This window comes from Pandoraea nosoerga, from assembly GCF_902459585.1.
Lineage (GTDB): Bacteria > Pseudomonadota > Gammaproteobacteria > Burkholderiales > Burkholderiaceae > Pandoraea > Pandoraea nosoerga.
In genome coordinates, this window is record NZ_CABPSC010000002.1 from 43,797 (window position 1) to 56,220 (window position 12,424).

The window sequence follows — 12,424 nt, forward strand, 5'->3', positions numbered from 1 at the left end:
GGCTCCGTCTAACGCGCGATGCGTACTACCGCGGAGATGATCCCGAGCGTCGGCGGGCAACGCTCGACATCGGTGATGCGCTGCGTCCGGAAAGGCGGCACGGGGCAAGTCGCGAGGCCGGTGCGCACGTCACGCGAACGTGTTGCGCCCGGCATCGTTTTGCTGCGTGAGACGTGGGGCTCGCAGGTCACGCGCCGCCGTCCGGGATGAACACGTAACCAAGGCCCCAGACGGTCTGAATGAAGCGAGGGCTGCCCGGGTCCGGCTCGATGAGCTTGCGCAGACGCGAGATCTGCACGTCGAGGCTGCGATCGAACACTTCGTATTCCCGACCGCGCGCCAGTTCCATGAGCTTCTCGCGCGAGAGCGGCTGGCGCGGGTGGCGCGCGAAGACCTTGAGCACCGAGAACTCGCCCGTGGTGAGCGCGATTTCCTGGCCGTTCTTGGTGAGCGTTCGCGTAGCGAGATTCAAGGCGAAGTCGCCGAACTCGAACGTCTCCATCGTTTCGCTGGGCGCACCGGGGAGCTCGGGCGGCGCCTGGCGACGCAGCACGGCATGAATGCGGGCGACGAGCTCGCGCGGATTGAACGGCTTGGGCAGATAGTCGTCCGCGCCCATTTCGAGGCCGACGATTCGGTCGACATCCTCGCCTTTGGCCGTTAACATGATGATCGGCGTGCGGTCATTGGCGCCACGCAGGCGGCGACAAATCGACAGACCGTCTTCACCGGGGAGCATCAGGTCCAGCACGAGCAGATCGAAACGCTCGCGCACCCAAAGCTTGTTCATGGCCGTGGCATTCTCTGCCACAAAGACATTGAAACCCTGTTCCCCGAGGTAACGACGCAGCAGGTCGCGCAGGCGCGGATCGTCGTCGACAACCAGAATTTTGGGAGAGTTTTTGTTTTCCATGCCACGTATCTTAGCCCGAAATGTTGCGATCTGAGGAGGCCGCCAAAGCGGGTTACAAAGGGTTACACAATTTACCCTACGGCTTGTGCGCTGACCATAGGCAGTCGGTACACTTGCAGCCCTGCCAGGGCGAAAACTTGCTGCACGGCATGAAGGACACACGCACAAGATGAGATGGGCTGCTGAGTTGACGCTACTGGTCGGGGGGATCATGCTCTGGGGGCACCTGAGCGTGACGTATGCCCGTCCCGCGCCCCATTTCAGTGCTCAGTCGCAAGGCATGAGTGCGCCGAAGCTCCAACGCAATGCGCCCGCGCCGTCGCCGCGCAATCCATCGAAGAGCGGCCAGGGCGCGAGCGATGCCGGCGCCGCCGAGCGCCGCGGCGACGAATCGCCGAGCTCGCCGGCGCGTCGTCCCAACGGCCACATGTCGGCCGAAGACCGGCGCCTGCTGCGCCAGCACATCCAGGACGCCGTGCGTGAGCTGTACACCCACTGATTGCCGCTCGCGAGAACCGTCATCATCGAATATCGCTTCTCTCCAAACGCCGGTAATGTCACTTTGACGTGAGCGTCTCATGAGGCCGAATCGAACCCCGCCAGCAACGCTCGACGCTGGCTTTTTTTGCGCCCGCCGTAGGCGAAATCCGACTGCTGCGCGGTGCATCGGACGGCTTGCGCTCATCCCGGCCGTTGTCGCCGCAACGTGGCTGGCGCCCATGCGTGGCGTAGCCGCGGATTTCGCGGGTTCCACCGGTCTCGCCGCAGGGCGTGGCGTGACGTCGCACGAGTCGCGTGCGGCGTCGCCACGCGGTGCAGGGCGCGCGCCTGACCCGGCGTCGCGCGTGCTGGACGCTGACGACGCGCGCTACCTGTTGACGCGAACGGGCTACGCGCCCGACGCGCGCGAACTGGCGCCCTTCGTCGGGCTCACGCGCGCGCAGGCCGTCGACCGCCTGCTCTCCCAGACCCGCCGCACCGCGGTGACCATGCCGCCCGAGTGGGTGAACGATCCGCCGCTCTATGGCGCGCCCGTCAAGAACATGGCCGACGAGCAACGCAGGGCGCTCAACGAGCGACGCAACCGGATGGCCGCGTCGCTCGCCGGCTGGTGGGCGCAGGAGATGGCCACCACGCCTTCGCCGCTCACCGAGCGCATGACGCTGTTCTGGCACAACCATTTCGTCTCGAGCGACGACAAGGTGCGCGAGCCGGTCGCGCTGTATCGGCAGAACGTGCTGCTGCGGGCGAACGCGCTGGGCAACTTCGGCACACTGCTCCACGCGGTGTCGAAGGACCCGGCAATGCTCGTCTATCTGGATGGCGCTGGCAGTCGCAAGGGGCGACCCAACGAGAATTTCGCGCGCGAGGTGATGGAGCTGTTCACGCTCGGTGAAGGGCATTTCAGCGAGCAGGACGTGCGCGAGGCAGCGCGCGCGTACACCGGCTGGAGCATCGATCGCCCGACGATGACATACGTCTGGCGCGCGAATCTGCACGACACTGGCGTGAAAACGGTGCTCGGGCACACGGGCGACTTCGACGGCGATCAAGTGCTCGACATCTTGCTGGCGCGCCCCGAGACCGCCGCGCTCGTGACGGCCAAGTTGTGGCGTGAATTCGTCTCGCCCACGCCGGAGCCGGTGCAGGCCGCGAAGGTGGCCGGCGTGTTCCGGGCGAGCGGCTATGACGTGCGTGTCGCCCTGCGCGCGTTGTTCCTCACGCCGGCATTCTGGGACGCCCGCAATCGAGGCGCGCTGGTCAAATCGCCGTCCGAGTTCGTGACCGACGCGGTGCGCGAGTTCGACATCGGCTACGACGATCCGCAAATGCTCGCGCAACAGATGCGTGTGCTCGGGCAGGACCTGTTCCGTCCACCCAATGTGAAGGGCTGGCCGGGCGGCGATACGTGGATCGACAGCACGACGCTGCTCGCGCGCAAGCAATTCGTCGAGCGCATGTTCCGCGCGACGGAGCGTGCCAACGCGGGCGGGCCGGCAACGATGGGCCCGGCGATGTCCACGCGCGCCGGAGTGCAGGGCTCGGCCGTGCGCGCGCCGCGGACCATGCCAGGAACGGTGGCTGGCGTGCGCTTCGATCTCGCGCGCTGGCTGCAGCCGTATGCGCTGGGGCCGGTCGATGTGCCCGACGCCGCCTCGCGCGAGGCACTGCAACGGGCGGTGCTGCCGTTGGCCCCGGCGGTGGCGCACACGAGCGGCGACAGCAGTGCGGCGTACTTGCAGGCGTTGTTGATGGATCCGGCGTATCAATTGAAGTAGCGGAAAGTAAGTGGAAAATGCCCGGAAACTACGCGGAAAGTACGCGGAAAGTACGCGAGAGTGTGCGCACAGGAGCCGCATGTGCTTCGCCAGTGTGGGTCAATGCCGAGCAGCAAGAGGTGCGAGATGCGTGATTTTCGTCGACGGGATTTTCTGACGTTTGCTGCCGGGCTGGGCGCGGCGTGGCTCGCCCCATTGCCTGCGTTCGCGGCGGCGCGCGACCTGTCCCGGCCGCTTGCCGGCGCGCAGGCGCCACATGGCGGCAGCTACGACAACCTGCTCATCCTCATCGAGCTCAAGGGCGGTAACGACGGCCTGAACACCGTCATCCCGTATGGCGATCCGCTCTATGCCGCTCTGAGGCCGAACATCGGCATCAAGCGAGAGCAGGTGATACAGCTCGACGAGCGCAGCGGCCTGCATCCGGAGCTGCGAGCGCTCATGCCGATGTGGCAGGCGAACGAGTTGGCGATCGTGCAGGGCGTAGGGTATCCGCAGCCGAATCTGTCGCACTTTCGCTCGATCGAAATATGGAACACCGCCTCGCGTGCCGACGAGTATTTGCGCGACGGCTGGCTGTCTCGCGCCTTTGCCGAGCGTGCGGTCCCGAGTGGATTCGACGCTGACGGCGTGATCGTCGGCAGCGCGGAACCCGGACCGCTCGCCGGCGGCGCCCGCGCGGTGACCTTGACCAATCCGGCGCAGTTTCTGCGCGACGCGGGCCTGGCGTCGGCGAACGCGGCGCAGGCGAGCAATCCCGCATTGGCGCATGTGCTGCGTGTCGAGAACGACATCGTGAAGGCGGCGCACGGGCTGCGCCCGCGCCAGGGGCAGTATGTGCTCAAGACGCCGATGCCGCCGGGTGCGTTCGGCAATGTGGTGAAAACGGCGCTGCAGGTCCTTGCGGCGGCGGACTCGCCGGCGGGCGTGCCGCTGCCGGGACGCGGCGTGGCGGTGCTGCGTCTGACGCTCAACGGTTTTGACACGCATCAGAACCAGCCGGGGCAGCAGGCCAGTTTATTGCGTCAATTGGCGCAGGGAATGATGGCGTTGCGCGCGGGGCTCACGGCGTTGGGCCGATGGCAATCGACGATGATCGTGACGTATGCCGAGTTCGGCCGTCGCCCGCGAGAGAACCAGAGCAACGGGACCGACCACGGCACGGTCGCGCCGCACTTCATCGCGGGCGGCGGGGTGCGCGGCGGGCTGTATGGCGAGGCGCCGCGTCTGGATCGCCTGGACGGCAACGGCAACTTGCCCTTCGCGGTCGACTTTCGCGAGGTCTACGCGACCGTATTGCAACGATGGTGGGGAATGGACCCGCGGCCGGTGCTCGGCGCGCCGTTCCAGCCGCTGGACGTGCTGCGGGGGTGATCGGTCTCGCTTGCGAGCGCGCGGCTATCGCGCCGCAGCCGCTCAGCGTGCTCGCCAGGCGCGCCAGAATTTCCGAAGCGGCGTGAGGTCGATGCGCTGATGGAGCACCTGATAGTCGCTGACGGCGACTTCGTCGAGAAGCGCCAGTTGCAGCGCAGCCAGCGCGAGCAATGGTTTTTGTTTGCGGCGGTCGCGCCCGGGCATCGCGGCGGCGGCCTCGACGATGGACTGGCGTGCGCGCGCGTGCTGGAACTTCATCAACTCGACGAAGGCGGGCGAGTACTTGCCGTTCTGCAGGTCGGCGGCGGTGACACCGAAGCGTTGCAGCTCGTCGATGGGGAAATAGACGTATCCCGCGCGCGCGTCGACGCCCACGTCCGTGACACGTCGGCCGAGCGTGATGGCGTGACCGAGAGCGCGGGCGAGGGCGGGAGTCCGGGCGTCGTCGAAGCCGTAGACGTGCGAGACCAGTTCGGCGGGCGCGCCGCCGGCGGCGTCGCAGTAGTGATCGAGGCCGGCGAAATCCAGATAGCGCATTTGCGACAGGTCCATCTCGGCGGCGTGCAGGACGGCTTCGAAGGCGTCGCGCGACAGACCGAACGTCTTGACCACGGGCGCGAGCGCGCGCGTGACCGGGTGCGCGGGCGTGCCGTCGAAGAGACGAGCGAGCTCCTGGCGCCACCAGTCGAGCTTGGCGTGGGCAACGCCGGGGTCGTGGACAGCCGAGTGGATGTCAGCAATTTCCTGGCAGAAGGCATGGACGGCGTAGGCCGCGTCGCGCCTGGATGGCCGGAGTTGCAGCAGGGCGTAGTAAAGGGCGGAACCGGGAGGACCAGCCTTCTGGCGACAGTACTCGTGGGCTTGTACGTTGGCCTGTGCGGGACTGTCGGGGGAGCCGGCGTGCTCGTCGGCGTTCTCGTGGGGTTGCATGCGAATGGGATATCGGTTTGGTCAGATGCCCGACAGCAGGTGGCGCAGGCGCGCGACCGGGGCAGATGCCATGAATTGGGGGGAATTCTAGCATTGCGGGGTGGGGCTGGCGGATTGCCGGTGAAATTCACTTCGTGTAGAATGCTCGCCTGCTTTGACGCATGCGAGCGGGGCGGCGACGAGTCGCCCCTTTTTATGTCCGACAGGACGCATGCCGTCGACCCGATGCCGGGCGTCGTACCTTACCCAGGTGCGCGGCGCCCACGGGCTGCGAGGATGGCGAAATTGGTAGACGCACCAGGTTTAGGTCCTGACGCCCGCAAGGGTGTAGGGGTTCGAGTCCCCTTCCTCGCACCAAAAGACCCTTAAAAATCATCGGGATGAAATTTGAGTCCGGCAAAAAATCGAGCCGGTCTTCGTCTGTCTGTCTCCCGAACTTCCAGCTTCCGTGCCGGCCTTTTCCGGCAAACGATTTGTGCGGCCCTGTCCCCGGCGCGCACGTCAGCGGAAGGCATCCATCCCCCCGTAGATTCGCGCGATCAATGGTCCAATCTGCATGCTCCATTTGCTTCGCAACCACATCGGGTGTTCGCTCGCAGAGAGTATCCTCGATGCATAAGTTAGTACGCGTCCCTACGTGCCCCTACGTGTCCCTACGTGTCCCTAAGCGCTCCTACGCGCCTCGAAGCGAGTTTTAGCCGGGCGACGCGCGATTGGCGCCCTCGCAAGCCCGCCTGCCGATGGCAACTCGTTTTCTCGGGCGCGCTGTCTCAATCCCACATTTCCCCAACCGACCGTAGCGCAGAGCGGATGGCATCGACGATAAACGCTTGACGTTGCCGGGACATTCGATCAGTGGGCGCGGCCACGCTGATCGCCGCGATCGGATAGCCTCGGCGGTTACACACGGCAACGCCGACGCCGAGGGCGCCCTTCGCCGCATGGTTGCCCACGACCGACCACCCCCGCTCTCGCGACGCCTTGACGAGCAGACGCAACGTCTCGCAGTTCAAGCCGCCATAGCTCGACAAGGTATCGCCATGCTGCGCGATCACGGCTTGCGCTTCGTGGTCGGGCAGCGCGGCCAATAACGCCAACCCCGCAGCGCCGGCGCCGAGCGGCTGGCGCGTTCCCACATCGACTGCCAGCACCTGGACGGGATAGCTTCCGATCCGGCGCGCAATGCATGACGACATGCGTCCTTCGCGCACCACGGCGAACGCCGCATCCCCGCTGATGGCGCTGACGTGTTCGAGCACCGGCTCGAGCTTGCTGGCGATCACCGATTGCGTCAGCACGTTCTCGGCGCGCCATTGCCGAACGGTCTCGCCCGCGACGTAGCGATAACGTCCGCTCAGTTCGATGTAGCCCGCTTCCCCAAGCGTTTGCAAGATTCGATAGATCGTCGCGCGCTCCAGCTGGCAGCGACGTCCGATCTCGGCGACGCGCAGCCCGGTGTCGCCCGCTTCGATGATGGCCGCCAGCACGTCGAGCCCGCGGCGCAACGCCCGCAAGCCTGCGCTTTTGGTGTCGTCCAAAACGTCCGCCTGATGAACGTTCGAATTGGTGATGATCGTCTGCATGAGAAAAGCCGGAATGAAAAGACGATTCACCATCACCGATGCAAGGTCGCTCATCAACAAGGGAAAACACTGATCCGCGAATGCATCGTCGCCCATGGAAAACGTCCGATTGCCGGACGATTCGATTTCTCGCACCCGGCGCGGCTGCGGAAAATCTCTGGTGTTGGGACGACGGTGGCACATGGCCCGCGCCAAGCGCAGGGGCTTGTCAATGTCCTGGGATGGGCCTGCCAATCGCCCACCAATCTCCTACCGATCGCCTACCGATCGGCTACCGATCGCCTACCAGTCGCCGCCAACAATTGAAAACTGCGTGCACGTCAACCGAGTGCACTCTTCGAGGATTTCGGCACATGTATCCCATTGATTTTTTCTGGCGCGCGGCGCGCCGTTGGCCAGACCATATCGCGATCGACGCGCCTGAAGGCGTCGTTCGCTACGGGGACCTGGCGCGCAGCGTAGCGGCGCTGGCCGCGGCCTTCCAGGCAATCGATCCGTCGCCACAAAGCCGCGTGGCCATCTGCGCGGGCAATAGCACGGCGCATCTCGTCGCGCTGCTTGCCACGCTGGCCAGCGGCAAAGTCTGGGTGCCGCTCAACCCGCGCAGCACGGCACCCGAAATTCAGCGAATCGTCGATACGACAGCGCCGGGCATTGTCGTGACGGACGTCGCATCCGAATGTCTCGTGGCGAACGCCTCGGGATATCGCATCGTCTGCGACGGCGAGGCGGCGGCCGCCACAACCCACCGCACGAACAGCACGCAGGGCACGTTGCTGAGCCAGCTACTCGCCGCGCACGACGGGGCTTCGCCGCGGATCGTCGATCTGCCTGACAGTGCCACGCAGGCGATCAAGTTCACCGGCGGCACCACCGGCATCCCCAAGGGCGTGATGCAACCCTATCGCGCGTGGATGGCCAACGTCGCAAACCAGATTCAGACGTGGGGGCTCACAGAGCGCGATCGCTACGTCGTCGCCGCGCCGATCACGCACGGAACGTCGACGTACATCCTGCCCACCCTCGCGCAGGGCGGGTGCCTCGTCATTGCGTCGCAGGCGGGCGCGCCCGGCGTGCGTGACGCGTTTCGCGACAAAGGCGGCACGATCGCCTTCATGCCGCCTACGCTCATCTACAAGCTCATGGGCTTGCCAGGTGTCTCGCGTCGCGACTTCCCGCAACTGCGGTTGCTCATCTACGGCGGCGCGCCCATGCCGCCGGAGAAGATTCGCGAAGCCCGTGATTTCTTTGGTCCCGTGCTCGCCACGCACTACGGGCAGACCGAGGCGCCCCAGATCCTGACGGCGATGCGCCCGGAAGATTTCGACGATCCGTCGCGCTGGTCATCCGTCGGCCGCGCCACGTGGTTCTCGGAGGTGGCCATCATGTCCGCCGACGGGACGCGGCTGCCGCCCGGGGAAATCGGCGAAGTCGTCGCGCGCGGCGACCTGCTCATGACCGGCTACTGGCAGTTGCCCGACAAAACGGCGCAAACGCTGATCGACGGCTGGCTGCACACGGGCGATCGGGGCTATCTCGACGCCGCCGGCTTCCTGCATCTGAAGGACCGCATCCGCGACGTGATCATCACCGGCGGCTTCAACGTCTACCCGATCGACGTCGAAAACGTGCTGGGCCAGCACCCGAGCGTCTTCGAATGCACGGTGTTCGGCCTGCCGGACGACGTATGGGGTGAAGCCGTGCAGGCCGGCGTGCAACTGCGGCCCGGCGGCGCGGCCACCGAAACCGAGCTGAGCGCCTTCGTTCGAGAGAAGCTCGGCCCGGTCCACACGCCCAAGCGCATCCATTTCTTCGACGATTTGCCGCGATCGTCCGTGGGCAAGGTCGTGAAGAACGCGGTGCGCGACCAGGTCCTGTCCGGGCGCGCGGTTGCCGCGAAACTCTGATGCCCCCGAACCCCTGAACTCCTGAATCCTTGAAGCCATGAAAGCCGATATTCCGTCCGAGCGCAAAGGCCCCGTCACGCGGCTTTGCGCGCACACGCACACGTCACTCCATTACGGCGACGCCGATCTCGTCGAGACACTGATCGGAAAGAAGACGTTCACTGAAGTTCTGCTGCGGCAGATCCTGGGCCGCGCCATTCGTCCCGTCGACGTATGCATTGCCGACGCAGTGCTCGTCGTGCTGATGGAGCACGGACTCACGCCGAGCTCGATCTCCACGCGCCTCGTCTACATGAGCGCCCCGGAGAACCTCCAGGGGGCCGTGGCCGCAGGGCTGCTGGCGGTGGGCAGCCAGTTCGTCGGCACGATGGAGAACTGCTCGCGACTCATTGACCGGGTTCGCGACGCGGCGGATCCACAGGCGCAGGCCTCGGCCATCGCTCGCGAATACCTGCAAGCCCGCAAGGCCATCCCGGGTTTCGGCCATCACCTGCACAAGCCGGTCGATCCGCGTGCCTACAAGCTGCTCGATCTCGCGCGTGCGCAGCCCGAACTGGCCGGCGCGCATATCGAGACGCTGATGTTGCTCTCGCGCGAGATCGACGCCGTGTACGGGCGGGCGATCACGATCAACGCGACGGGCGCCGTTGCCGCGCTGCTCGGCGAGATCGGCGTTGCCACGGACATCATGCGCGGCTTCGCCGTGATCTCGCGCGCGGCGGGCCTCGTCTCGCACGTGGTCGAGGAACGGCAATGCCCTTCGGGACGCTTCATCTGGGAAACGATCGAGGAGGCCATCCCGTTCGTTCCCGGCCGGGCGGATGCGGACTGACGGGCGCGCGAGTTGCCAAACCAACATACGACAATGAGGAGACGAATCATGACTGCCCTATCGACGAACGCCGTCGCGGACCCCGCCTTCGAGCAGCGCACGATGACCAAGGTGGGCTGGCGCATCCTGCCGTTCCTGTGCATCTGCTTTCTCGTGAACTACATCGATCGCACCAACGTGAGCTTCGCCGCGCTCACGATGAACCGCGATCTCGGTTTGACGCCCACCGGCTTCGGCTGGATCGTCGGCGCCTTTTTCTTCGGCTATTGCATTTCCGAGATTCCCAGCAACCTGGCGCTGCAGAAGTTCGGGGCGCGGCGCTGGCTCGCGACCATCATGATCGCCTGGGGTTTCATGACGATGGTGTGCGCGCTTGCCCGCACCCCGGCCGAGCTGATGGCGGCGCGCTTTCTGCTGGGCGTGGCCGAAGGCGGTTTCTCGCCGGCCGTCTTCATCTATCTGGCGCAGTGGTTTCCGTCCCGTTGGCGCGCGAAGGCCATCGCGACGTTTCTATTGGGCGTGCCGCTTGCTGCCGTGTTCGGCGGTCCGCTCTCCGGTGCAATCCTGTCGCTCTCGGGGGTGGCAGGGCTCAAGCACTGGCAATGGTTGTTCCTGCTCGAAGGCGTTCCCGCGCTCGTGCTCGGCGCGCTTTGTCTGCGCATGCTGATCGACTCGCCGACGAAGGCCGCATGGCTCAACGCCGACGAGAAGGCATGGATCGAATCCGAGCTGCGCGCCGAGCGCTTGGAGATCGAGAGCGCGGGGCACATGACACTCGGCCAATCGCTGACCGATTTTCGCGTGATCGTGCTCTCGCTGACGTACCTCACCGGGCTCATCGGGCTAAACGGCGTGTACTACTGGATGCCGCAGATCCTGAAGTCGTTCGGGCTCGATACGGTCACGGTGGGCCTCGTGAGCGCAATCCCGAACTTCGTGAGCGCGGTGGGCATGGTGCTTTGGGCGCGCAGCTCGGACCGTACCGGGCAGCGCGTGGGGCACGTCGTGGCAACGTGCCTGCTCGGCGCGGCGGCGCTCGCGGTGAGCAGCGCGTTCAGCGATCCGCGAGTGCTGATGGTCGGGTTGACGGTGGCACTCATTGGCGGATTCGGGTTTCTCGCGACCTTCTGGGCCGTGCCGTCGACCTTCCTGACGGGCCGCGCCGCAGCGGGCGGTTTCGGCCTGATCCTGTCGATCGGCAACTCGTCCGGCTTCTTCGGGCCGTACATCGTCGGTTGGCTAAGGGAGGAGACGCACGGCTACGGCGGCTCGTTCCTGGCGCTCTCGGGCTTCCTGATCGCTGCCGTGCTGCTCTCGCTCACCTTCGTGCGCCGGGCGCGGGCGCTGGAGGTCGCGCCGTCCGGGGCATCGTAAGCGGGAGCATGCGCGTTTTTCGCGCCCGAGCCCGTCGTCGGGCGCAAACGCATGCGCGCCGCCGCGCGCCGCCGGCCTCGCTCCGGTCCGCCGCGCGGCGGCACCGAATTTTCGGCGCCGAGTTCTCCGCGATTTCGCAATCGGGCGGAATCGCGCGACAATAGCCCGCCCCAACCACGCAAATCGCTCATGGCATCGCATATGAAGAAGTCTTTCGTCGGCCGGATTCGAGAGCAACTGGATCAACTCTCGCCGTCGGAGCGGCGGCTGGCGGAATTCGTGCTCGATCTGCCGGGCGATCTGGCGGGATACACGGCGTCCGAGCTTGCGACACTCGCGCAGGTCTCGAACGCTACCGTCACCCGGTTCGTGAGGCGCCTGGGCTACGAGTCGTTCGACGAAGCGCGCAAGCATGTGCGCTCCGAGCAGCGCGCCGGCTCGCCGTTGGCGATGGCGGCCACCCCGTCCGCGGCACGGACTGCCGCCGACGACCTCGTCGGTGCGCAATGCCGACAGAGCCTCGCCAACATCGACGCCACCTATCGGCGGCTTTCGTCCACCGAAATCGAGCAAATCGCCTCGGCTGTTCTGGCCGCGCGCAAGGTCTGGGTCGTTGGCTTCCGCTCGAGCCTGCCGCTCGCGATGTATCTGCGCTGGCAGTTGCTGCAAATCGTCCCGAGCGCGCAGGTCATTCCCGGTGCGGGAGAGACGCTGGGCGAACATCTCGCGGGCATTGGCGAGAACGATCTCGTGATCGTCTTTGCCTTGCGTCGCCGTGTGCGACAGATGCCGGCCGTCGTCGCCCAGCTCGCCAAAGCGTGCCCGAATCTCGTCTACATCACCGAGCGCAATGCCGGGGGTAAAACGCCCGCGAAGTGGTGGCTGCAGTGCGACGTGCAGGGCCCCGGCGTGCTCGATAACCACACGGCCGTCATCGGCCTGTGTCACCTGATCGTCACGCAGGTCATGACGCTGGCCGGCAATCCGGGACGCCGCCATCTCGGTCTGGTCGAAGCGTTCCACGACGCGCTCGACGAAATCTGACTCACGCTGCCCGCCCGGGCAGACGCGCACACCGCACGCCCGAGCGTCACCGAGCACCGCCTGATCGCATAGCCTGCATAGGCCGCATAGGCCGCATAGTCCGGATGGACCGCGCATCCAGCGCCCGACGGGATACCGGCCGCCGGATGCCGGACTTTTCTGCGCCCTCACGACATCTCCGCGCATTG

The 12,424-nt window shown here is 66.0% G+C and carries 10 protein-coding genes and 1 tRNA gene; 8 read left to right on the forward strand and 3 right to left on the reverse strand.

Annotated elements, in window-relative coordinates:
* Positions 1-187: 187 nt before the first annotated feature.
* Positions 188-913 (reverse strand): osmolarity response regulator transcription factor OmpR, encoded by a 726-nt coding sequence (ompR, locus tag PNO31109_RS03230; RefSeq protein ID WP_010808867.1) that lies wholly within the window; start codon positions 911-913, stop codon positions 188-190.
* A gap of 169 nt (positions 914-1,082) precedes the next feature.
* Between ompR and PNO31109_RS03235 the strand changes: the two genes are divergently transcribed.
* From PNO31109_RS03235 to PNO31109_RS03245, 3 genes are all read left to right on the forward strand, one after another.
* Positions 1,083-1,412, forward strand: coding sequence for a hypothetical protein (locus tag PNO31109_RS03235; protein WP_150554220.1), 330 nt, complete (start codon positions 1,083-1,085; stop codon positions 1,410-1,412).
* A 277-nt stretch (positions 1,413-1,689) separates the two neighbouring features.
* Positions 1,690-3,192, forward strand: coding sequence for a DUF1800 domain-containing protein (locus tag PNO31109_RS03240; protein ID WP_370749788.1), 1,503 nt, complete (start codon positions 1,690-1,692; stop codon positions 3,190-3,192).
* A gap of 126 nt (positions 3,193-3,318) precedes the next feature.
* Complete coding sequence (locus tag PNO31109_RS03245) at positions 3,319-4,566, forward strand: DUF1501 domain-containing protein (RefSeq protein ID WP_150554222.1); 1,248 nt, start codon at positions 3,319-3,321, stop codon at positions 4,564-4,566.
* Between the two features lie 42 nt (positions 4,567-4,608).
* Here PNO31109_RS03245 and hpnD read toward each other — a convergent pair whose 3' ends face one another.
* Entirely contained in the window at positions 4,609-5,496 is an 888-nt protein-coding gene (gene hpnD / locus PNO31109_RS03250) for a presqualene diphosphate synthase HpnD (RefSeq protein WP_150554223.1), read from the reverse strand.
* A gap of 270 nt (positions 5,497-5,766) precedes the next feature.
* Here hpnD and PNO31109_RS03255 point away from each other — a divergent pair.
* A tRNA-Leu gene (locus PNO31109_RS03255) sits at positions 5,767-5,853 on the forward strand.
* A 413-nt stretch (positions 5,854-6,266) separates the two neighbouring features.
* Here the strand turns inward: PNO31109_RS03255 and PNO31109_RS03260 are convergent.
* Positions 6,267-7,079 carry an IclR family transcriptional regulator gene (locus PNO31109_RS03260; protein ID WP_150554514.1) on the reverse strand — a complete coding sequence of 271 codons (813 nt, stop codon included), beginning with the start codon at positions 7,077-7,079 and terminating at the stop codon, positions 6,267-6,269.
* Positions 7,080-7,432: 353 nt separating this feature from the next.
* Here PNO31109_RS03260 and PNO31109_RS03265 point away from each other — a divergent pair, with 353 nt between their 5' ends.
* From PNO31109_RS03265 to PNO31109_RS03280, 4 genes are all read left to right on the forward strand, one after another.
* Positions 7,433-8,986, forward strand: a complete 1,554-nt coding sequence (locus PNO31109_RS03265; protein ID WP_150554224.1) for a class I adenylate-forming enzyme family protein — start codon at positions 7,433-7,435, stop codon at positions 8,984-8,986.
* A 37-nt stretch (positions 8,987-9,023) separates the two neighbouring features.
* Complete coding sequence (locus PNO31109_RS03270) at positions 9,024-9,818, forward strand: citryl-CoA lyase (RefSeq protein WP_150554225.1); 795 nt, start codon at positions 9,024-9,026, stop codon at positions 9,816-9,818.
* A gap of 48 nt (positions 9,819-9,866) precedes the next feature.
* Complete coding sequence (locus PNO31109_RS03275) at positions 9,867-11,192, forward strand: MFS transporter (protein ID WP_150554226.1); 1,326 nt, start codon at positions 9,867-9,869, stop codon at positions 11,190-11,192.
* Between the two features lie 201 nt (positions 11,193-11,393).
* A complete protein-coding gene (locus tag PNO31109_RS03280) occupies positions 11,394-12,236 on the forward strand; it encodes a MurR/RpiR family transcriptional regulator (protein WP_241014026.1) in 843 nt (280 codons plus the stop codon).
* The last annotated feature ends 188 nt before the right edge of the window (positions 12,237-12,424 follow it).

What these genes read in the sequence shown, in the direction of transcription:
- PNO31109_RS03245 (WP_150554222.1), top strand. Translation starts at nt 3,319, where the DNA reads ATGCGTGATTTTCGTCGACGGGATTTTCTGACGTTTGCTGCCGGGCTG.
- PNO31109_RS03235 (WP_150554220.1), top strand. Translation starts at nt 1,083, where the DNA reads ATGAGATGGGCTGCTGAGTTGACGCTACTGGTCGGGGGGATCATGCTC.
- PNO31109_RS03270 (WP_150554225.1), top strand. Translation starts at nt 9,024, where the DNA reads ATGAAAGCCGATATTCCGTCCGAGCGCAAAGGCCCCGTCACGCGGCTT.
- PNO31109_RS03265 (WP_150554224.1), top strand. Translation starts at nt 7,433, where the DNA reads ATGTATCCCATTGATTTTTTCTGGCGCGCGGCGCGCCGTTGGCCAGAC.
- PNO31109_RS03275 (WP_150554226.1), top strand. Translation starts at nt 9,867, where the DNA reads ATGACTGCCCTATCGACGAACGCCGTCGCGGACCCCGCCTTCGAGCAG.
- ompR (WP_010808867.1), bottom strand. Translation starts at nt 913, where the DNA reads ATGGAAAACAAAAACTCTCCCAAAATTCTGGTTGTCGACGACGATCCG.
- hpnD (WP_150554223.1), bottom strand. Translation starts at nt 5,496, where the DNA reads ATGCAACCCCACGAGAACGCCGACGAGCACGCCGGCTCCCCCGACAGT.
- PNO31109_RS03260 (WP_150554514.1), bottom strand. Translation starts at nt 7,079, where the DNA reads ATGCAGACGATCATCACCAATTCGAACGTTCATCAGGCGGACGTTTTG.
- PNO31109_RS03280 (WP_241014026.1), top strand. Translation starts at nt 11,394, where the DNA reads ATGAAGAAGTCTTTCGTCGGCCGGATTCGAGAGCAACTGGATCAACTC.